Below are 21,083 nucleotides of genomic sequence, written 5' to 3'. Positions count from 1 at the left end.
TCTGAAAATGCATTCGAATCTTCTGTTAACTCCTCAGGAATAAATTCTGAACCGGTTTGCTGAGGTGCATTCTTTTTTCTTGAGCAAAGTCATACTCACATTCAGCGACAAGCGATACACCCAAGTAGACCATTCCGATTGCCCTTGGAAATTGTGTCTGCTTTTCCAGATTTGTAAACACACTTCCTGGTAGTAATCTTCGAAATCTTCCTGCGTATCCGTATAGGCCCTGCAGATCTTGATGATAATCGGGGCATAGGGTAAAATTGATGCGGAATAAAAATCGCTACTCACAGGCTTTTTCTTAGTTAGTGGCTCAAATCATAATTTATTACACCCCACTGGATATTTATTTCAAAAAAATGATTCACCTCTTATTGTGGATGGGGAAGAAAGAAAATGATTTGGATATACTATGGGAAGGTTAGAACAGAAATTTGGAAGAAATCCACTTCTTTCTGGTTTTATAGAAATCATAAAGATTAATCTTTCAAGCTGAGGGAACCCAATCGCTCGCCCATCAGCAGATGGTTGTAGCCAGCTCCATGATCCATTTTGGGGGCATCTAAAGTGAATTGTACGGACTCCTGAAATAGCATCACAAAATCCGACCCCCCAAATTGGAAATATCCCAAAGGATCTCCTTTTTGGACTCGGGCTCCTTCTTTTACGGTATCTTCAAAATTAACCGAACCGATGGTAGCCATACCCACCGGGATCAATGCGACCAAACCATAATCCTCTGTGTCCAGAATGACTAGTCCCCGGGTTTCAAGAATCTGCCAATCTATGCCGGTAGGATCGTAAGCATACCGCTGGTTTGCCGGATCCCATTCCAAAAGACCACCTGCCACCCCTAAGCCGGGAATCAGTTTTACTTCTATGATTACTCCATTTAAAGGGAAATGAAAGCGATGGTAATCATTGATTGCCAAAAAAGAGTGTAAAAAAGTACCATTTTTAAAGGCATCTGAATATTCGCTTTCTTCTCCGATAAGTTTGGAAACAGAACGAAAAGTAGCTGATTTGACAGGAACACCCTCTTGAGCAACAAGCACAGAATTACTGTCTATTTCCCAAATTCCGATAGGTCTGGAATCTGCAAAGGAGGTGACAATCTGATTGTCTTTCGGAAAAGTGATGGGGCGTTCTTCCGGAGATCGCAGTTTTCTTGCAAAGAACTCATTAAATGAGTGCCAATTGGATGGGGCTTCATACCAGGAAGAGTTTAGCCCAAAGAGACTGTCCGCTTTGGCAAGTTGGTAATAGGAGTCGTTCCAAGATTCCTCTGAGGAAAGGTATTTCCCCATTCCTTGTTGAATTTGGTCAGCCAGGACACAAAAGGTTCTGAAAATTGGATGGTATTGTTATAAAGCCCTTTGCCTGCTAGTTCGGGAAGGGGTTGGTTGATCAGAAAGTAAAAGTATCGGAGACTCTTGCTGATATCAGAATAGACTTCAATACTGTCCTTTTGCTCATATAAACTCCATGGCATCCCTTTTTCTGTGTTGGAAACAAACTCCAGGTATTGTTCTAAAGATTGGATAGGATTCGTCTTTGGATCAGGATTGGCAATTTTTGCTCGTTCAATGGACTGCTCCAAAAGCTTCTGTACCCCAGGTTCTGTCTTCATTAAACTGATCAGTTCCACTGTCATGGGATGATAGTCCACCTGGTTTGCTGCATCACTACAGCCAAAACACCAACCAAAAAGAAGAAAAATACTAAAAAAATAGTGAAGCTTTTCCATCTTGTTTGAAAAATGATTCTTTCTAAATTACTAAAAAGCTTGAAATAATACTATTTTAAAACTCTACTTTTGAAAGGGTTTTAAATGGAATTTATTGATTTTTTATTTTTCAATTTCCTCTTATTCCACCATACCAAAAAGCCTGTAATGGGCAGGGATGCCCCGATCAAGGAGGCGAAACAAGCCAGGATTTTCCCGGGAAGTCCCCAAACACTCCCAAAATGGATGTCATATACTAACCCATTGATTTTGCCAAAGGTGCTCCGGTTTTCCGCAAGCCCATTTTGGAAGTTTCCGCGAATTGGTTCTCCGGTATATTGGTCATGGTAATAAAAATCTACTGCATTGATTCCTGCTGTTGGCTGGATGACGGATAACTGAACCGGTCCGTCCTCTTTATGGGGAATGTTGATTCGAACTTCCGCGTCCGCATAGTTCGTATGATATTCTTGGATCAACCTGTTTAAAACTTCATCCTTGGAGTTCGCTTGACCTGCTGCCGGCACAAGGGATTGGGGAGATTCCCAGGTCAAGTTGTTCTCCCCACTGAATTCTTTTAGGCTTTCTCTAGCTACAGCAAAACCCCAGAAAATCCCGGTTCCAATGGTGAAAATAAGGATCCAGGTGGCATAAAATCCGAGGATGTTATGCAGGTCGTAATTCAGTTTTTTGGATGAGGCGGTCCATTTGATAGTGAATTTATCTTTTCCAGGCCTTCCTTTCACTGGCCACCAGATCACCAAACCTGTAATCAGCATACCCATTGCCAATAAGGTCACCCAGTGAACAATTTCCCGCCCGGGAGGTCCTAATAACAAATTTCTATGTAGGTTTTTTAGGGTACTGATCCATCCTTTGTTCATATCCTGTAAGTGGATCAGTTCTCCTGAATAGGGATTGATATAGGCATGAAAATAGGTGCCAGGCACATAGATTAATACCTCGATAGCACTTTCGGGATCCCTGTAAAGTGCGGTGCGGAAATCTCCTTCTGGAAAATTCCGTTCCAAGGTGTTTTTTATATCCGTAATGGAAATAAAAGGCTTGTTTTCATGATGGACTTTTTGGTGAAAAGCAATTCGACTGAACTCAGGTTGCCAAGTATAGATGGCGCCAGATAGCGCAATGATAAAAAACAATAATCCGGTCAGCAGCCCAAAATAAAGATGAATTTTGACGATTAACTTTCGAAGCGTCATTGGTAACAGGTTGAATCCTAAAAATTTAGAAAAAAATTGGATGGCTATCCTGTTTTGGTCTAAAAAGGAGTAAATACTTTAAATCCTGAAGATCCTACTTCCCATAAGCTGGTTTGAGTTGGACTTTGGGCAAATTCCAGTAATTAAAGAACTCCAAGTTGCTTTAAAATTTCTTTGGTAATGGTTTTCCGGCAAGACCCAAAGTTTGGGTTATTCTCTGAGCGATCTTTGATCAGCCGAGTAGCAAAAAAGTAGACATTGTCAGAAGTCTCGAGGTATCCTACCCACCAACCGGTGTCTTTACCACCTTCTCGGGTCCATCCAGTTTTAGCTCGAATGATATAATTATCAGTTTTTTCTTCAATCATCATTTCTTTCAGCGTTTGAAATGACTGCTCAGAAAAGGGGAGCGATTCTTCATAAATTCCTATCAGAATCTCAATTTGGTTAGCTGGAGAAATCCCAAAATCCCCAAAATTCCAGAAATCATCTCCATCAATAGATAAATCCACATTTCCATAACCAATTGCGGTCAGGTATTCCTTGTACTTGGGCTTTCCAATTTTTTTGGCCAATTCAATATAAGCCCAGCCTGCAGAGAGTCTAAAAGCCTCTTTCATGCTCATGCTATGGTATATATTGGGGCGGTGACCATATTTCACGGTATCATAATCATCGATCCAGGGAATGATCTCATCTTCATTCTCTACTGCCCTGGTATCTAAAGCGATGAGTGTATTGACAAGTTTGAATGTAGAGGCAGGTAGGGTCTGGTCTTGGCTATCCTCGATATCGCTACTCAACCATTGTTTTTTCTGATAATCATAGATGGTGGTGCTGCCCTTTAAACCACAATCCTCAAAAGGTTGATTCCAATTTGATTGAGCAAAAGTGATGGAGTTGAAATGGAGGAGTGCAAGAAAAAAATAAGCCTCATGATTTTGAAGTTGAACGAGTAAAGAATTGATTTGAGTAAATCATTCGGTTCAAAATCTGTACCTAGATTTCCATAGAAGGATTGGAAATGATTTAGGATTAAAGAATGGATTAATCCTGCCTGCTTTGATTTATATTTTGATTGGGAACAAAATGGAAGTTTATCAGATTTTCATTAAAGGTTACACCAAAAGAAGACCTATTTACTTAGCAAAAGAAAGTTCCTGCTTATTTAGGAGTTCTATAAATTCCGGGATTTGATTTCGATTGATTTCTTCCAGAGCCAACAGTGCTTGGGGTTGATCGCTCAATAGTTTTTTTAGGTTTTTCTTCCAGTTGCCAAGCAAATGTGTAGTAAGGTCATAATACGTTCCTTCTGGGCTGAATATCGCATACTGAGGTAAGGTGGTGACAACCCCATTGACAGAGGTACTGACCATATGTAGATACAACAGGTATTTTGGGCCATAATCGATTTGTCTAAAAATCCACCATCATTTGTTTTCTCGATTTCTATATAACGAAAATCCACTCGCTGACCTAGGTTGTTGAAACCATAAGCGGCAATTTTCCGCTCTTTGGCTTTGAATACAACTGATTCCCCTCCATCCTCTTGAATCACCAAGGCAAAGTAATTTGTAGAGAGCTTTTTCCTCCAATTTTAATGGTACAAGGAACTGTGTCTTGAGCCATTGTCACATAATATCCTTTTGCAAAATCCTGTGCCGTAACTGATTGAAATAAAAGCAGAAAGCAGCTGATAAAAAGAAGAAGTTTCATCGTTGAATCGGATCAATTTTCGCCAAATGTGAGTAAAAAATTTGATAAAAAAGCGGAGTGAAAATTAATTTTTTCAGGCTTGTTTCTGCCGTTTGGCAAGTATGAAAAAAGGGTAGTGATTGCCTATTTTTTAAAGCCTGAAGAAAGATATAAAAGAATGAAAATTCGGTTTTTAAAGGAGGGGAAGAATCAGTTTTTGGAAATTAATTTATAACAGGCGTTAAAAATACCAATACTAAGAAGTGGGTGAATTGGAAGGTTTCAGATACCTAGTCAGAGCCATCGGGCTTTCCTCATCACTTAGCAAATGAAATAAAGCAGGATCGCTGAGGATCTTGGAAACAGTGGTGATTTCTCCATCCAAGATCACATGTTGGTTCATCAGTCGGATGCCATGACTGTAATCCACATACCAGTCCACATGTCCACTGTATACTGGTTGGATCGGGAGGCCATCAAGTTTATGCCAACCGTATATCACGACCTTACTGGGGGAGTTTGCCAATCGATTGGAAAGGATTACATCCTTTTTTATTCCGGCAATCAGTTGACCGTTTTGTCCTTGCCCTTCCTTCTTTTGTTGTTCTATTTGGCTATTGTGGAGAATAAACTTTTCCACGCTTTCATTTTCCCTGCCCACTGGTTTGTAGAAAAAGGGATCCAGTTTCACTTCTGCCTGTGTATAAATTTGTTCACTGATTTTGGCGGTGATTAAGGATGCTCCTAATGCATCTGCCAGTCGCTGGGCAGTATGAGGATTCATTGGGATTCGGCAGTAATCTTTATTGGAACCTATCGCCAGGTAATCTGGCATGACTTCATAGACCAGTTCATGATACTGGCCAAGAGCGTCCGAAAACATAGAGGTCAGCCGGATCGGTTCTCTCAGGAAATCAGGCATATTTCCAGAAGCCAAAGCTTTGAAAATTTCCTCTTCCCGTTCTTCTAATTCCAAAGGGATCATTCTCTGCATAAATTCTGACCCAGTCTCTGCATTCGAATCTCTTTGAGGGATTTGAAGTGGTTTAATGCTATTTTGGGCTAATGCATACAGTGGCAAAAGAACGAAAAAGAGGAAAAGTAGGGTACGCATTTTTGAGGACCGTTTGGGAGTGGCCTTCAATTTAATAAAGAGTTAGAAACTATTTTGCTTAACCAAAGTCCCATAATTCTATCATCCTGAAGAACTAGTTTATGAATTTAGGAACCCAAGCAAATTTTAACCGAATAATTGCATCCATTCGAAATTCAAATCCGTAAAGGGAGTCGAACTGTTTACTGAGATAGATTGAATTTGGAAGGTATAGGTTCAAAATAAAGCCCCTTCCTTCTATTTGTGAATTTTATTAGCAGTCTCATTATTCTAATCACCATCCATGCGACCTCATTTGCCACTTTCTTCCAATTATCAGTGTTTATAGATCTATTTATTTCCATGCTCTGGAGTGTATCACCTTTTGGAGAAGCAAAATTCGGAATTCCTTATGCGTTACTCAATGGAGTGAATATTTACTTGACGTTTGTTTGCTGTTTTGTGGCAAACATTCTGGTCTTTCCGGTGATGAATTTTTTCTCCAGGTAGTCAACCGTTACCTGCTTAAATGGTACCACTATAAAAAGGCAGCCATTTTTGTAGGGCGCCGAACCAAGGCAGGTGCTGGTAAAAATGTGAAAAAATATGGATTTTGGGGCCTAATGGTATTTGTTTCTATTCCCTTTCCTGGAACCGGAGTATATGCCGGAACAATTGCCAGTTTTCTTTTTGGACTAGACCGGAGAAAGGCATTTTTTGCCAATACAGCAGGGATATTTATTTCTTGTGTGATTGTTTGGATTACCACCCTTGCGGCAATGAAGGGGTTTAAAGCTTAAAGTTCAATGTTCAATGTTCAATTTTTCAAATAGTCAATTCTCAAAGAATGGAAAGTCCTTTTGATAAGGATTCTGGATTGATCTAATACAGATTAATCTGTAAATTGAGTTACCTGGTTTATAACTCCAAAATACCATGACGCAAGCATCCACACTCGACCCCAGTACCGCAGCCTTTTTAAGCTTTCTGATTCGGGATGGGGGCAAATGCGCCGTGGACGAACATTTCAAGGGACCCTTTGGCTGATTGTCGTATTCGGTGGGTATTTTTTAATGATTATTCCAGGACTTATCCTGCATATTCTTTGTATGATAGAGGCCTACTGGAGAAAGTAGAGGGTAACAGGTAGTTTTTTAACTTAGATAACTTGAGGGATTTAAATTACAAGAACAATAAACTTTTTTGAATAAAATTAGTATATACTTTTGGTGATACTATTGGAAGACTATGAAAACATTATCATTAAAACTAGATAATTCTGTTTTTGAAGAAACAGAGGAGATATTGAAAGAAAAAGGGATCGCAAGAAATAGGTATATCAACGAGGCCCTTGATTTTTATAATAGATATTATCAAAGGAAAAAATTGGCCAACGAATTCAAAAAAGCTTCAAATATGGTTCGGGAAAACTCTATGGAAATCAATGCAGCCTTTGATAAAATGATCGATGAAGGAACAGTTTGATATTTGGTTAGTAAACTTAAACCCTTCAAAAGGAACTGAACCCGGAAAAATCCGTCCGGCCATTGTGATCCAAACTAATTTGTTGAACCATATGGATCACCCTTCTACATTGATTTGCCCTATTACTTCACAGCTTTCTGAAGAAGAAAACGTTCTAAGGGTGAGGGTCGAGGGTAAAGAAACAGGCTTGAATCAAGAATCAGAAATTTTAGTCGATCAAATTCGTGCGTTGGACAACCGTAGGTTTCTGGAAAAATTAGGTAAAACCTCTAAGGAGAAAGCTTTGGAGCTTCAGAACAAATTGAGAGCTGTGTTGGATTTTTGATAGTATGACCCAGGAGACTTTTTCTCTCGGAGAACATTTTTTCATCCATTTCAGGATTGCAAATCCTGAAGAGCAAGTTACAAAACCTGAAGAGCGAGAGCCAGGAAATCACTTCGCTACAAACCAATCCATCCCATCAGGATTCTCAAAGCCGCTTATTTCTTTGATCACAGTCATGGTTTTGGTGTCGATGACGACTAATTTATTTCCAGCGCTTACTGCATAGTAAGCACGTGGTCGAACAGGGTCGATGAGTATACCTTCTCCACCTGCTCCAACGTCAATTCGTTTTACTTCTTTTCTTGTAGCCACATCCCAGACCCGCAATTCGTTTCCGTAAAGTTCATTCATCAATACGTATTTTCCGTCTTTTGTAAACTTGATACGGTTGTTCAATCCCCTTCAAAAGAAATCGTATCGACCAATTTCATTTCCGAGACATTAATAATGGATAATTTCTTCTCATGCATATGCAGGACCCAAAATTCAGTACCATCGGGAGAAAGTGCCATGCCTTCCATTCGGGTGTCACCGGGAAAATTATGGAATACAAAATTCTCCCGACCTCGATCATTGGTTACCCGGTCAATAATAGAAATCAATTGGCCATTGCTGCTTGCAGTGAAAATGCGATTTTCGTCAGGAGTGACGATGAGCATGTGAGATCCACCGGGGAGGCCAATGACCTCATCAAAAGTTTTAGAGGCCGGATCATAACGCGAAATCAGACGGTTGTTCTCATGACCTATGTAGAGATGATTGCCCGCGAAGGTAATCGCATGACGGTTTCCAAATGCGCTGATGTCAATGGGGTCAACCCGCTTTTGTGCGATAGCATCCACTACCGTGATGCCTGGAAGATTCGAGCCGATGTATACGTATCTTCCGTCGGTGGCCAGTTCATGTAGATTTCCCCCTGCCGGAATCCGAGCGACCACTTCCAATGTTTCCGGATCGATAATTACCAGTCGGCCCGCATCCTTCTCACCTAATAACAAAGCCTCTTTGGGAGTAGGGCCGAAACTTACGACAGGCGAATCCGGATCTACCGTCTTGCTTTGCCCTTGGGCAAGGATGGGGTGGACTTCAATTAGAAGAAGCGAAATCAAGGCTAGGAATAAACAGCTTGAGTTTTTCATAACTGGGATTTGAATTTAAATAGTTATAAAAACCAGCTCTTTGGATCGTCCTGTGCTGTCTTGAAGGTTTGTTTAGTCTTTAGCTTGAATTTCAAATTTATTTGGATAGGCGGGTGTAGTTTAAAACTACACCTAGGGGGAGAAACTACAGATAGCTGGAGTGATTTAATTCTTCAACAACTTCCCGAAAGTCTTTAGGAGTATAATTAATGTGTTCAACATATTCCGGAGAGTCTTAGAGACTATGATTAATGTGTTCAAGACATTCGGGAAAGTCTTTGAGGCTATAATTAATCTGTTCAACAGATTCCCGAGACTCTTAAAGAGTGAAATTATAGTGATGAACACTCTCCGTTGAGTCTTCAGGAGTAAAAGTTAAGTGTTCAACACTTTCCGGAGAGGGTTGGAGGGTGGATTGGGAATTCTGGAAAATAGAAAGGTGTGGCGCATCCAAAAATGAATGAAGTCTAGACTTAATTCTAAACATTTTTCCACTAATAGTAAAAATAAAAATTTGCGTCTTTACAATTATGAATAACAACCTTGATGATTTCTGAAAATCATAAGAAATTAATTGATTATTATATCTTCCAATAAATTTAATTTATCTAATAAGAAGGAGATTTTCAAATCAGAAATATTGAAATTGAAACGATCGTTAGTTAACATTGTTAGTAATAAATCATTATCAATTTTTGATTCAATTTTTAGTATGTAGATATTTTCTTTTGAGTTTCTTTCAAACAATGCAGAAGGTTTTCTAAATTCTGATTTGTAGTTTTCGTAAAATTTCAAGAGGTAAGCTTCAATTTGTACTAACAATCTTTTATTGTCATCTGTTATTAAATGCTCAATTTCTTTGTAAAAATCATCTTGTACTTCTTTTAATGATAATAGTTTATTTGATAAACTATTGTAGAAGTTTGAATTAATTGCTTTAATGTAGGAAAGGAAGACGAAAATTGTTGGTAGTAAATAATTGTTGTGATTAAAAGTTCGTAAAGCTAAACGTGTATGCGCCATTATTTTTTCCTGTTGACGTAATGTGAGATTTTTTATTAAAATTTTACTTGTTTGAATAAAGTTGTCCCTGTCATATTGAAACTCCGGATATCTAGTTCTATTACCTGACCTGAAAAAAATCAAAATCAAAGTATTCGTATAAGTAAGCAATGAATTTATCACTGTCAGGTTCAGGGATTAAGTATTCTATATCGATGAATCTTCTCAGATATTCATTAGAGTCTATATTTTCTGATCCATAAACACCACACACAGCATTTCCTAATTGTGATTTGTCAATTGATAACACAAAAACAATATTTGGAACAGAAAAAAAATGTTTAATCTGTTCAAGTAGTAATACTGCATAATTTGGTCGACATCTGTCTAGTTCATCAATAATAAAAATCAAAGGCTTGCCGTTTGATTCATTTGCTACATATTCAGATAAACTCTTTTTAAATTCGGAAATTGATTCTTTTCGTTTTGAATACTCATTAATATCATTTTCAAAAATCTCTAAAAAACTCTTTGAGGTGTCTGTTATTGTTTCTAATAAAATTTCTGAATCAATATATTTGTTGAGAAATGCCTTAATAATAGCAGGCCCTACATTTTTAGAGATCAACGCAGCTTTTTGTACTACCTTATTAAATTTGTCTTTATCTTTTTTGTTTATAATTTGGAGTTCCCCAATAAATGCGGTAAAAGGATTGTCTTCAAAATCATTTTCCCATGCATTTAAATAAATTGTTTTGTATTCTTCGTTTTTTAAGAATTGTTCCCACATTTTAACAAACGTTGTTTTACCTGTCCCCCATTTATTATTTATTGCTAACACAAATCCTTCGGGATAACTATTAATTATATTTGTCAAAACCTTTGCGTATTTTTCCCTGCCAAGTTTGCAATTTTGAAATGGGTTTTCCTCTGGGATTTCTAAATCTTGATGTTTAAATGTCATTGTGTTTGTTTTTTCTTGGTGCGGTTTAATTCTTTTTTGAAATTTTTTTTACTTTTTTTAAGTTATGTGATTTTTAAATAAAAAATGGAAAACGCGAATATTTCAAGTCACTTGTTGTCAGATAAAAAAGTTTGAGGTTTTGATGTCAAACCTTCAAGCTAGATTTTGCCTCTTTTCAAATTTTTGTTTCAATTTCAGAATATTGAACTGAGGATTTATACCCTACGCTGGGTATTTTTTGGGTTTTGTGATGGGTGGGATAAATATTTCGAGATTGCCACGTTTCGCTCGCAATGACGGTCAGAATAATAGGCTTACTTCTCCCGATTCTCGGGATCGAAATGACGGTTCGATTGACGAGATTGCCGCGCTCCTTCGTCGCTCGCCTGCCTGACGGGAGGTCGGCAATGAGGGTTAGAAGGTATTGACGGTAATAAGGATGAGATTTCATTCCTATCGGTATGCAGGCTCCCTTCGGTCGAAATGACAGGAATCAGGCAATGATAATTAATATTTTGGGATTGCTGCCTCATCCAGTATCTTTGTTCCCTTAACCATAAAACCGATCAATAGTGGCAAATAAAACTGTAAAAGTGGGCTTGGTCCAATTGAGCTGTTCTGCTGATGTGGCAGAGAACCTGGAAAAAACCATCGCAGGAGTTCGCAAAGCGGCTGCCCAAGGCGCGCAAGTGGTGGTCCTTCAGGAGCTGTTCCGTTCCCTGTATTTTTGTGATGTAGAAGATTATGAAAACTTCAAGTTGGCCGAAGCCATTCCAGGTCCTTCTACGGATACCTTTGGTGCCTTGGCAAAAGAACTTGGAGTGGTCATCGTTGCTTCCCTTTTTGAGAAAAGAGCAGAAGGTTTGTACCACAACACCACGGCAGTATTAGATGCGGACGGTTCTTACCTTGGTAAGTACCGCAAAATGCATATTCCGGATGATCCGGGCTATTTTGAGAAGTTTTACTTTACACCTGGCGATCTAGGTTATAAAGTATTCAATACCAGGTTTGGGAATATCGGGGTCTTGATCTGCTGGGATCAGTGGTATCCGGAAGCAGCGAGAATCACGGCCTTGAAAGGAGCGGATTTCTTGGTGTATCCTACAGCAATTGGTTGGCACAAAGATCAGGATGGCCTCACCAATGACGAACAATACGGTGCTTGGCAAACGATTCAGCGTTCCCATGCGGTGGCAAATGGTATTCCTGTAGTATCCGTGAACCGTTGCGGGATCGAAGGGGATATGAAATTCTGGGGAGGATCTTTCGTTTCCAATCCTTTTGGAAGAGTGATCTTCAAAGCCAGCCACGAAGAGGAGCAAATCCATGTGGAGGAGCTTGATTTTGCAAGTTCCGACCGATACAGGACGCACTGGCCTTTCTTGAGAGATCGAAGAATTGATTCATATCAGCCGATTACCAAACGATTCCTGGACGAAGAATAGGACCACATGTCAAACATTTTTGAATTAGCGAATACCGGAGAAATGACTCCCGCGGAACTGGGATATTATTTCCCAGCGGAATTCGCACCCCATACTGCTACATGGTTGAGTTGGCCGCATAAGGAGGAATCCTGGCCTGGCAAAATCCATACGATTTATCCAGCTTATTGCGAGTTTATCAAGATTGTCGCCAAAGGGGAGATCGTGAATATCAACGTGGCGGATGAAGCTATGAAGGCGTTTGCGGTAGCCCAGCTGGAACAAGCAGGAGCTGACCTAAACAAAATCAAATTCCATTTCTTTCCCACCAACGATGCTTGGTGCCGGGATCATGGGCCAGCATTTCTGGTCAATCCCAATGCGGAGGAAAAGAAAGCCTTGGTGAAATGGAATTACAATGCCTGGGGGAATAAATATCCACCCCATGACCTGGACAATCAGATTCCTTACCGCATCGCGGAATACTTGGGGATTCCTTGCTTTACACCTGGAATTGTCATGGAGGGCGGATCGGTGGAGTTCAATGGCAAAGGAACGTTATTGACTTCCCGAGCATGTCTCTTAAATGAAAACAGAAACCCACATTTGATTCAATCTCAGATTGAGAAGTACTTGTGTGACTATTACGGAGTAAACCATATCCTTTGGGTAGGAGATGGGATTGTAGGAGATGATACCGATGGACATATCGATGACATCACCCGCTTTGTGAATACCGATACCGTGGTGACCGTGGTGGAGGAGAATAAGTTGGATGAAAACCATTTGTTGCTGGAGGAGAACCTACAGGAATTGAAGCAAATGCGTTTGGAAGATGGCAAGCAGTTGAACATTGTGGAGTTGCCAATGCCAGAAGCCAAATACAATGAAGACCAGCGATTGCCGGCTTCCTATGCGAATTTCTACATTGCCAATGAAGCGGTAGTTGTACCTACCTTCCGAGATAAAAATGACCAAAAAGCATTGGATATTTTGAGTGATTGCTTCCAAGACCGAAAGGTAGTAGGAGTGGATTCACTGGATATTATATGGGGCTTGGGTAGTTTTCATTGTCTGAGTCAGCAGGAACCAGCTGTTTAGTACTTATGGTTTAGTACCGTCATTGCGAGCGCAGCGTGGCAATCCAGATAAATAGTTCGAGATTGCCACGTCGGCTTTTGGCTCCCTGCCTACCGGAAGGCAGGCTCGCAATGACGTCCTAAAACTTGAGATTGCTTCGTCGTTCCTCCTCGCAATGACGATGGGATTAACGTTCCTGCTCTTTGCGACTTTTCTTCTGTAAACAGATTGCTTATTGATAACAGTGCCTTTTTTCTGAAACCATTTTCTGCTTTCCGACTTTAGCCTCCTGATTTTCATGCCTTCTATATAAAGTAACCTGCCAACTGTGACTGACCACCTACCTCCGGCAGGCAAGCTGATTACTGCCCAATAATCATCCTTTTCCCCTTTAATCTGTTAGAATTCTTCTTAAATTCTCATAAAGTGCCATAGGTACTTTAGAACGGTAGTTCAAGGATAGTAAATTAATCCAAGTGCCATCGGCACGGAAGGATAATTGCCTTTTCTTTTTCAGGTTCCTGCGATTTCAACCTTATTCCAAAAAAGATAACGGGCAGGAGCTAAATAGCCTTTGATTGATTATACCATGGGTTTCGCCTTTGGCTTCACCATGGCTAAAAATCTTTGACCCCGCTGGGGTCTTTTACTGTGACTTTTTAATTGAAACCATTTTCAGCTTTCTGACTTTAACCTTCTGATTTATTCAACAACTATAAAAGTTATCTGCAAACTGTGACTGACTACCTACCTCCGGCAGGCAAGCTGAATACTGACTACTAAATCCCCTACCCAGTTTAATCTGTTAGATTTCTTCTTAAATTCTCATGAAGTGCCATAGGTACTTTAGAACGGTAGTTTAAGGATAGTAAATTAATCCAAGTGCCATCGGCACGGAAGGATAAATGCCTTTTCTTTTTCAGGCTCCTGCGATTTCAACCTTATTCCAAAAAAGATAACGGGCAGGAGCTAAATAGCCTTTGATTGATTATACCATGGGTTTTGCCTTTGGCTTCACCCATGGCTAAAAATCTTTGACCCCGCTGGGGTCTTTTACTGTGACTTTTTAATTGAAACCATTTTCAGCTTTCTGACTTTAACCTTCTGATTTATTCAACAACTATTAAAGTTATCTGCAAACTGTGACTGACTACCTACCTCCGGCAGGCAAGCTGACTACTGTCTACTAAATCCCCCTTACCCCCTTTAATCTCCAAATTCAGTTCCATTCACGATCTATCTCCAAGGGGGAGTCGATCCGGATTCGATTACCGTTTCTGTTTTGAGATTTCTGAATTTTGCCTTCTGATTTTTGCAACGGCTATAAAAGTTATCTGCATACTGCTACTGACCACCTACCTTCGGCAGGTAAGCTGACTACTGAATCAGTGCCTGATCACCCTTCCATCTTCCATTTCGATGATGCGGTCAGTGCCGGATGCGAACTCGGGATCGTGTGTCACAATCAACATGGTCTGTCCGAATTCCTGAGCCAATTCCTTGAATTTGTTATAGACTATGTCGGAATTCTTTTTGTCCAGGTTTCCGGTTGGTTCATCTCCCATAATCAATAGGGGGTCGTTAATTAGGGCACGTGCAATGGCAACCCGTTGCTTTTGTCCACCGGAGAGTTGGTAGGCTTTTTCAAGGCATGCTCCTCCATTTCAAAAATCTTGAGCTTCTCCATCGCCCGATGTTCCAGTTCCTGTCGGGAATACTTCCCAAGTTTCAATCCCGGAATCATGATGTTTTCCAATACGGAGAATTCATTGAGCAGGTAGTGAAACTGAAAAACAAATCCGATTTTTTCATTTCGAAGCTTGGCCAGGTAGTTGGCAGGTTTTCCGGAAATCAATTCCTGGTCCATCCATAATTTCCCGTCAAATGCCGTGTCCATGGTAGAAAGAATATACAGGAGCGTAGACTTTCCACAACCCGATTTACCCACCACCGATACAAACTCTCCCCGATTTATTCGAAAGGTTACTTTCTTTAAGACTTGGGTTTTGACCGGGTTAAAGAAGTATTTATCGATGTCTTTCGCTTCTAAAACGCTTTTCTTTTCCAGACTCATTTTCCTCTGATAATATCTACAGGATCCACACCACTGGCTTTTCTGGCGGGGAAATACCCTGCGAAGTAGGTAGTGACTACACTGAAAATCCCCCCGATTAAATAGTATTTCAAATTAAAATCAACCGGGAAAGTCTTGATAGTTGGCAATGCTTCTGTTTCGAACGGGATTCGTTCTATGCCCAAACAGGCCAGGAATCCCAAGATCAAGCCAATACTTCCACCTACCACTCCGATGACCAAGGCAATGCTGATAAAAATCCTCTTTACGTCCTGGGAATTGAATCCAATGGCTTTCAGGATGGCGATGGTGTCCAATTTCTCATAAATCATCATGTTGAGAATATTGTATATCCCAAAACCAGAAACCACTAATAAGGTAATCCCCACTGCATAGCTGATCAGAGTTCGGATATAGGTCCCCGTTTCAAACTGAGCGTTGACCGTTTGGATATCGTCCGCATCGATCCCAAAAATTTCCCGGTATTCTTTCGCCATGGAAGGGGCCAGGTCTAAATCCGTAAGTTTGATTTGAATGTCCGTGATGTAAGAGGAAGGCTCTCCCAGCATCTTTTGCACCGTAGAGATACTGGCGAAACTATTGGTGTTGTCATAATCTCCCAGTCCGGATTGGTAATAGCCCACTACTTTCAACTGGATTTTATTTCCATTGGCGGTAGTGGCTTGGATTACATCTCCAATATCCGCCAACATCCGATCAGCTGCTCCTTTCCCTAGGATAATGCTATTGGTTTGTTTGAGGTCCTCATGATTTCCGGTAGTCACATAATCTTGGAAAGCAAACAATTCTGCTTCCTTATCTACATCAATTCCGTTGACCACGCCTGTGATATCTATGGTTCCAACATTGAAAAACACCTGTGCGGAAATTTTGGGGCTGATTCCAGTGACCCTTGGATCATCTTCCAACGCATGCATGATGGACTCACTGTTATAAATAGAAAGTCGGCTGGTACTTGGCCGGATGGAGCGAATGAAGTTTAAGGAATTGGAAAATTCATCGCTGATATCTACCGGTTGATCGGGGTTAGGCTTGATTTCATTGTAAAATCTGATATGAGGAGTCCGGTTCAATACTAAGCCATCAAGCATCCCGTTGAGTCCATTCATAAAACCCAGCAAGGTTACAAACATGGTGATGCTGAAGGTGACTCCAATCGCAGCCACCAAGGTTTGCTTGAGCCTGGCGGTCATCAAAGCCTGAGAAATCTCTATGATCAAGCCCCATTTCATAATGCAGGTTTCAATAACACAGTGGAGGCATCAATTCCTTCCAGGATCTCAGCGAATTGATAATTTCTTATCCCGACTTTGACAAGCAAGGTGTCCTCATTTTCATTGACTACCAAGGAATCTGCAATCAAATAGGCCCTAGGGATTACCAAAGCCTGATCTTTTACTTCCGTGATGATATTCGCTTCCAAGGTGAGATTGGGATACAGCTGTGGAGGAGATATGGTGAATTTAGCTTCTACTTTAAAACTTTTGCTTTGCATATCCATTAAAGGGTAGATTTTACTCACTACCGCTTCGAATACCTGTCCTTTATAGCTGTCCATGGAAACAGAAACCCGTTGCCCTACCTCTACTTTCGAAATGTCGTATTCATCCACTTGAAGTTCTAAAAGGAATTCATCTGCACTTCCCAAAACCGCCAAGGCCACCTGTGGAGTCACCATTTCACCTCTTTCTTTCAAGAGCGCATACACTTTTCCGTTGATCTTACTTTTTAACACATAATCACTTTCTAGGACCTTGCTGATGGCTAAATTTTTGGAAGCACTGCTGGAATTGAATTCAATTTCACGTTTGAGGTCATTGTATCGGATCAAAGCAGACTCATAGGCCGTCTTTGAATTTTCCCAGTTCAGCTTTTTTGTTCGAATTCAATCTCTGTTCCTATGTTTTGATCATGTAGGCTTTTTTGTCGAACAAACAGCAAGGAGTCATTTTGCATCTTGCTTTTATTGAGGTCAATAGAAAGTTGCAGGTCTCGAAGCCGTGATTGGTTGGCTTGTAGGTCTGCATAGGATTTGGCGAGTTCCGCATTTTCCCTGCTGAGTTTTTCGCGCTCACTAAATACTGCCAATAGGGGTGTTCCTATAGCTACTGAGTCTCCTTCTTCCACAAAAATCTCTTGGATTGGGCCACTTGCATTGGTAAATGCATCGTATTGATCGATCGCTTTGATATTGCCGGAAGCATAGACTGATTCGGTAATGGACTTTAATTCTGGGCTGATTCGTTCTCCGGAACCATTGCTACAGGAAAAAATAAAGAAGAGAAGCCCCAATAAAATTATTGGGATGCTCATGTACTCAAAGCTGAATTTTCTCATAGGGATCCTTTGAGTGAGAATTTGGATTTTGCTTACCTGAAAATAAGGACAATTATGGGATAAGTCCAGTTTTATTGAATCACTTAATTTTTTAATTCCATATTCCGTGAGATTAAGTTAATTTAGTAGTCATTGATTTTGGCTACCACCACCTATGAACCACCTAGTTGCCTGTAGATATTTTTTGGCCTTAGTGCTATTGATGTTGAATTCCTGTGCATTTAAAGGGGTGCAACGAAACAAAGGGATCAAGTACACCAATTCAGACTTGGAAGCTTCTATTCCCCAAAAAAGTCTCAATGTGTTTTCTCCCAAAAAAGCAGATAGTCTTCCCGTGATGATCTTTTTGTATGGAGGAAGCTGGGAAAGTGGTAAAAAGGAGATCTATGATTTTTGGGAAGTAGGATGGCCAGAAGAGAGGTTGTGACCGTGATTGCAGATTATCCCCTCTCTCCTGATTACCAGGTGGAGGAAATGGTCAAAACTGCTGCCCAGGCTGTTCGATGGACCAAAGAAAATATAGCAAAGTATGGAGGAAGCCCGGATCAGATCTTTGTTTCGGGACATTCTGCAGGAGCCCATTTAGCCGCGGTTTTATCTACTAACAATGAATATTTTGAGGAATTGGGTATGGATAACCCAATCAGAGGAGGGATTTTGATTGATCCTGCAGGCTTGGATATGCATTGGTTTTTAAGTGATTATCCATCAGAAGGAAAGAAATATATCCAAACCTTTACGGAGAATCCAGATGTTTGGAAAAGCTATTCTCCCATTTACTTTTTGGAAGGGCAAAAATCCCTTTGCTGATATTGGAAGGAGAACGAACCTATCCTTCCATTTCAGAAAGTATCGACCGATTTTTGGAAAAAGCCGAAGAGGAAGAAGTGGAGGTGTCCTACGAGTTTTATCCTCACAAAAAGCATATTCCCATGATTACTCAGTTTTTTGGACAGGAAGTCAGGGATATGATGATGTGTTGGGCTTTATTCGAAAAGAAGCAAGTGAGTCAAGAAAAGCGACGAGCTTGAAACCTTAATTGGGGTCCACGTCTACAATAAACCGTACCGATCGAAATTCTGGTTTAGCCGTAATTTGTTCCTGAATCTGAGCAATTTGTGTTTTGAATTCAGTTTGGGAGGCACCAGAGCGATCCAACTTGATCAAACTTTCGAATTGGTATTGGTTTTTAATTCTTCCAATCAATGCTTTTTCAGGGCCTAACACAATCTTCTTCACCGCGATTCCTGCCATTTGTCGATGCAAATCCATGGCAGCTTTTTCTGCAGTTTTGAAATCGCTGTGCCTGGTAGTGATTTTGATCAGTTTGACATAGGGGGTAGTAGAATTTTTTTCGTTCATGAATTTCATGTTGATAAAATTCCAAATAATCACCTTTTATAACTTGTTGATAGATGGTCTCATCTGCTTTTCTGGTTTGAATGATGACATTTCCTTTGGCTTCCCTTCTTCCGGCTCTACCTGCTACTTGGGTGATTTGTTGGTATGCCCGTTCTCCCGACCTGAAATCCGGGAAATTTAAAATCCGATCCCCATCCCAGACTCCGACCACTGTGACATTCCCAAAATCCAATCCTTTGGTGATCATTTGGGTACCCACCAAAATATCGATGTGGCCTGAACCAAATTCATCCAGTAATTTTTGATACCCATACTTGCTTCTGGTGGTATCCAAGTCCATTCTTCCGATTCTAGCTTCTGGGAATAGCAGACTTAAGGATTCTTCAATCCGTTCTGTTCCCATTCCCATCGTGGTCAAATGACTCCCTCCACAAGCAGGGCAAGAAGTAGGAACCTTTTCTTTGTAGCCACAGTAATGGCATCTCAGTTCTTTGGCGAATTGGTGATAAGTAAGGCTGACATCACATTGAATGCATTGCCCTGTCCATCCACAGTCTTCACATTGTATGTAAGGAGAGTAGCCTCTTCTATTCTGGAAAATTAGGACTTGCTCCTGCTTGCTCAATGCATCTTGGATTTTTTCACGCATCATTCTGGTGGAGTCTACCTTGAGTAAGTTTTTCCGCTTATCGGCTCCAAGATCCGCTAGATGGAATACAGGTAAGTTGGATTTTCCATAGCGTTCGGAGAGCTCAACCAAACCGTATTTTTGAGTTTCAGTGGCATTAAAATAAGATTCAAAAGAAGGGGTGGCTGACCCTAATAAGGTTTTTGCCTGATGAAAATAAGCCAACATGATGGCAGAGTCTCGGGCTTGAAACCTTGGGGCTGGATCAAACTGCTTGTAGCTGGACTCATGCTCCTCATCCACGATGATCATTCCTAAGCTATCGAATGGCAAAAATATAGAGGACCGTACACCCACTACAAAAGGGAATCTTCCTGAGATGATCCCATTCCAAACTTCTACGCGTTCATTATCTGAATATTTGGAGTGGTAAACCCCCATTTGACCTCCAAAAACTTGTTTTAGCCTCGATACTATTTGAGTAGTCAAGGCAATTTCTGGAAGTAACATTAAAACTTGAGAACCCGATTCCAGTACTTCTTTGATCAGTTGAATGTAGATCTCTGTTTTTCCACTTCCAGTAATCCCATGCAGCAATACTGTGGATTTTGTATCGAAATGGGATTTGATTTCTGAGATGGCAAGTTCCTGTCTTTCTGAAAGTATGATTTCTCCTGCGGTTACTTCCGTTTCATCTATTCGATTGACTACCTGCTTAAAGGATTCAAAAATGCCATTTTTAATCAGCGTTTTGAGGAGCTTTCAGAATCTCCTTCTTCCAATAAAGAGGCTTTATCCAAGCCTTTTTCATTCAGACTTGGGTTATTAAAAACAGGGACATCCCGTAGGTATTTTAATAAAATAGATTCCTGCTTTGCCTTTCCTGATAGTTGTTCGAAGAGCTGTTCAAGAGCGTGTTTGTCCTCTGCGATTTCCTGCTTTAAACGAATTCTGGTTTCAACTTTGGGAGTGTATTTATCTTGAACCCGTTCAAAAATCAGAATGGCTTCCTTGTAAACCAGACTTTTGAGAATAGGGTGGATGGTCTTAATGCCCAAAATCTTCTCACAATCCTCATAGCTGAGTTCGGCCTTGTGTTCCAAAGCTTCCAAAATCAGTTCCTCGCGTGCATCCAGAGGATATTGACTTTCTTCAGCCACGAAATTAGGGTGGAGCTGCACCTTACTTTCGCTACTCATTCTGAGTCCGGAAGGCAATGCCGCCAGCATAACTTCTCCGATATGACAACAATAATATTCTGCCATCCAGACCCAAAATCTAATTTGAAGTGGGTTGACAGTAGGTTGTTCATCTAAGATGTCTAAAATAGGTTTTGCTTCGTAAGCCTTGAGAGGTTTTGAGTGCACCTTGCCAATGATTCCTGTTAATACTTTTTCCTTCCGAACTGCACAATGACTCTAGCCCCAATCTGAACTTGGGAAACCAAAGCAGTTGGAATTCGGTAGGTAAACATCCTTGGAATGGGCACCGGTAAGATGATA

At 40.5% G+C, this 21,083-nt stretch carries 23 protein-coding genes and 2 pseudogenes; 9 read left to right on the top strand and 16 right to left on the bottom strand.

Annotated elements, in window-relative coordinates:
- Nucleotides 1–33: 33 nt before the first annotated feature.
- The 7 genes from V8V91_RS07425 to V8V91_RS07395 form a co-directional block, all read right to left on the bottom strand.
- Nucleotides 34–294: an RNA polymerase sigma factor gene (locus tag V8V91_RS07425; RefSeq protein WP_373399527.1), complete on the bottom strand. Its 261-nt coding sequence runs from the start codon at nt 292–294 to the stop codon at nt 34–36.
- A 188-nt stretch (nt 295–482) separates the two neighbouring features.
- Nucleotides 483–1,310: a phosphatidylserine decarboxylase gene (locus tag V8V91_RS07420; protein ID WP_373399526.1), complete on the bottom strand. Its 828-nt coding sequence runs from the start codon at nt 1,308–1,310 to the stop codon at nt 483–485.
- Entirely contained in the window at nt 1,229–1,750 is a 522-nt protein-coding gene (locus tag V8V91_RS07415; RefSeq protein ID WP_373399525.1) for a hypothetical protein, read from the bottom strand. The genes V8V91_RS07420 and V8V91_RS07415 overlap by 82 nt, the downstream gene beginning before the upstream one ends.
- Before the next feature lie 80 nt (nt 1,751–1,830).
- Nucleotides 1,831–2,949 carry a PepSY-associated TM helix domain-containing protein gene (locus tag V8V91_RS07410; RefSeq protein ID WP_373399524.1) on the bottom strand — a complete coding sequence of 373 codons (1,119 nt, stop codon included), beginning with the start codon at nt 2,947–2,949 and terminating at the stop codon, nt 1,831–1,833.
- Nucleotides 2,950–3,092: 143 nt separating this feature from the next.
- Entirely contained in the window at nt 3,093–3,845 is a 753-nt protein-coding gene (locus tag V8V91_RS07405) for a penicillin-binding transpeptidase domain-containing protein (RefSeq protein ID WP_373400640.1), read from the bottom strand.
- A 243-nt stretch (nt 3,846–4,088) separates the two neighbouring features.
- Nucleotides 4,089–4,325, bottom strand: coding sequence for a hypothetical protein (locus V8V91_RS07400; RefSeq protein ID WP_373399523.1), 237 nt, complete (start codon nt 4,323–4,325; stop codon nt 4,089–4,091).
- Between the two features lie 575 nt (nt 4,326–4,900).
- Nucleotides 4,901–5,758: a hypothetical protein gene (locus V8V91_RS07395; RefSeq protein ID WP_373399522.1), complete on the bottom strand. Its 858-nt coding sequence runs from the start codon at nt 5,756–5,758 to the stop codon at nt 4,901–4,903.
- A 243-nt stretch (nt 5,759–6,001) separates the two neighbouring features.
- On the opposite strand from V8V91_RS07395, the gene V8V91_RS07390 reads away from it, so the two are divergent.
- From V8V91_RS07390 to V8V91_RS07375, 4 genes are all read left to right on the top strand, one after another.
- The gene (locus tag V8V91_RS07390; RefSeq protein WP_373400874.1) at nt 6,002–6,247 is read left to right on the top strand and encodes a small multi-drug export protein; all 246 of its coding nucleotides are present in this window, start codon (nt 6,002–6,004) and stop codon (nt 6,245–6,247) included.
- Nucleotides 6,190–6,537 (top strand): COG2426 family protein, encoded by a 348-nt coding sequence (locus V8V91_RS07385; RefSeq protein ID WP_373399521.1) that lies wholly within the window; start codon nt 6,190–6,192, stop codon nt 6,535–6,537. The genes V8V91_RS07390 and V8V91_RS07385 overlap by 58 nt, the downstream gene beginning before the upstream one ends.
- Before the next feature lie 448 nt (nt 6,538–6,985).
- A complete protein-coding gene (locus V8V91_RS07380) occupies nt 6,986–7,222 on the top strand; it encodes a hypothetical protein (protein WP_373399520.1) in 237 nt (78 codons plus the stop codon).
- Nucleotides 7,206–7,547 carry a type II toxin-antitoxin system PemK/MazF family toxin gene (locus V8V91_RS07375; RefSeq protein ID WP_373399519.1) on the top strand — a complete coding sequence of 114 codons (342 nt, stop codon included), beginning with the start codon at nt 7,206–7,208 and terminating at the stop codon, nt 7,545–7,547. The genes V8V91_RS07380 and V8V91_RS07375 overlap by 17 nt, the downstream gene beginning before the upstream one ends.
- 108 nt (nt 7,548–7,655) lie before the next feature.
- On the opposite strand, the gene V8V91_RS07370 is transcribed toward V8V91_RS07375, so the two are convergent.
- The 4 genes from V8V91_RS07370 to V8V91_RS07355 form a co-directional block, all read right to left on the bottom strand.
- The gene (locus tag V8V91_RS07370) at nt 7,656–7,898 is read right to left on the bottom strand and encodes a YncE family protein (protein WP_373399518.1); all 243 of its coding nucleotides are present in this window, start codon (nt 7,896–7,898) and stop codon (nt 7,656–7,658) included.
- Between the two features lie 41 nt (nt 7,899–7,939).
- The gene (locus tag V8V91_RS07365) at nt 7,940–8,686 is read right to left on the bottom strand and encodes a YncE family protein (RefSeq protein ID WP_373399517.1); all 747 of its coding nucleotides are present in this window, start codon (nt 8,684–8,686) and stop codon (nt 7,940–7,942) included.
- 570 nt (nt 8,687–9,256) lie between these two features.
- On the bottom strand, nt 9,257–9,838 hold the full coding sequence (locus V8V91_RS07360) for a hypothetical protein (protein WP_373399516.1): 582 nt from the start codon (nt 9,836–9,838) through the stop codon (nt 9,257–9,259).
- Entirely contained in the window at nt 9,810–10,652 is an 843-nt protein-coding gene (locus tag V8V91_RS07355) for a P-loop NTPase fold protein (RefSeq protein WP_373399515.1), read from the bottom strand. Before V8V91_RS07355 ends, V8V91_RS07360 begins: the two co-directional genes overlap by 29 nt.
- 572 nt (nt 10,653–11,224) lie before the next feature.
- Here V8V91_RS07355 and V8V91_RS07350 point away from each other — a divergent pair.
- Both V8V91_RS07350 and V8V91_RS07345 read left to right on the top strand, forming a co-directional pair.
- Complete coding sequence (locus V8V91_RS07350; RefSeq protein WP_373399514.1) at nt 11,225–12,100, top strand: carbon-nitrogen hydrolase; 876 nt, start codon at nt 11,225–11,227, stop codon at nt 12,098–12,100.
- 6 nt (nt 12,101–12,106) lie between these two features.
- Complete coding sequence (locus V8V91_RS07345) at nt 12,107–13,180, top strand: agmatine/peptidylarginine deiminase (RefSeq protein ID WP_373399513.1); 1,074 nt, start codon at nt 12,107–12,109, stop codon at nt 13,178–13,180.
- A gap of 1,364 nt (nt 13,181–14,544) precedes the next feature.
- On the opposite strand, the pseudogene V8V91_RS07340 reads toward V8V91_RS07345, so the two are convergent.
- From V8V91_RS07340 to V8V91_RS07325, 4 genes and pseudogenes are all read right to left on the bottom strand, one after another.
- Nucleotides 14,545–15,233 (bottom strand): annotated as a pseudogene (locus V8V91_RS07340) (ABC transporter ATP-binding protein).
- A complete protein-coding gene (locus tag V8V91_RS07335; protein ID WP_373399512.1) occupies nt 15,230–16,486 on the bottom strand; it encodes an ABC transporter permease in 1,257 nt (418 codons plus the stop codon). The pseudogene V8V91_RS07340 and the gene V8V91_RS07335 overlap by 4 nt, the downstream one beginning before the upstream one ends.
- Nucleotides 16,483–17,085: an efflux RND transporter periplasmic adaptor subunit gene (locus V8V91_RS07330; RefSeq protein ID WP_373399511.1), complete on the bottom strand. Its 603-nt coding sequence runs from the start codon at nt 17,083–17,085 to the stop codon at nt 16,483–16,485. The genes V8V91_RS07335 and V8V91_RS07330 overlap by 4 nt, the downstream gene beginning before the upstream one ends.
- Before the next feature lie 35 nt (nt 17,086–17,120).
- Nucleotides 17,121–17,567, bottom strand: coding sequence for a hypothetical protein (locus V8V91_RS07325; protein WP_373399510.1), 447 nt, complete (start codon nt 17,565–17,567; stop codon nt 17,121–17,123).
- A 178-nt stretch (nt 17,568–17,745) separates the two neighbouring features.
- On the opposite strand from V8V91_RS07325, the gene V8V91_RS07320 reads away from it, so the two are divergent.
- Genes V8V91_RS07320 through V8V91_RS07310 form a run of 3 tightly spaced genes read left to right on the top strand, consistent with a single transcriptional unit; the run spans nt 17,746 to nt 18,622 of the window.
- A complete protein-coding gene (locus V8V91_RS07320; protein ID WP_373399509.1) occupies nt 17,746–18,018 on the top strand; it encodes a hypothetical protein in 273 nt (90 codons plus the stop codon).
- Complete coding sequence (locus V8V91_RS07315) at nt 17,997–18,401, top strand: alpha/beta hydrolase (RefSeq protein WP_373399508.1); 405 nt, start codon at nt 17,997–17,999, stop codon at nt 18,399–18,401. Before V8V91_RS07320 ends, V8V91_RS07315 begins: the two co-directional genes overlap by 22 nt.
- The gene (locus V8V91_RS07310; protein WP_373399507.1) at nt 18,395–18,622 is read left to right on the top strand and encodes a hypothetical protein; all 228 of its coding nucleotides are present in this window, start codon (nt 18,395–18,397) and stop codon (nt 18,620–18,622) included. The genes V8V91_RS07315 and V8V91_RS07310 overlap by 7 nt, the downstream gene beginning before the upstream one ends.
- A 4-nt stretch (nt 18,623–18,626) precedes the next feature.
- Here V8V91_RS07310 and priA read toward each other — a convergent pair.
- Nucleotides 18,627–21,055: pseudogene (priA, locus tag V8V91_RS07305) on the bottom strand (primosomal protein N').
- Nucleotides 21,056–21,083: the final 28 nt, after the last annotated feature.

Source organism: Algoriphagus halophilus (assembly GCF_041729275.1).
GTDB lineage: Bacteria > Bacteroidota > Bacteroidia > Cytophagales > Cyclobacteriaceae > Algoriphagus > Algoriphagus halophilus_A.
The sequence above is the reverse complement of the archived record's forward strand: the minus strand, read 5'-3'. Positions and strand labels throughout refer to the sequence as shown.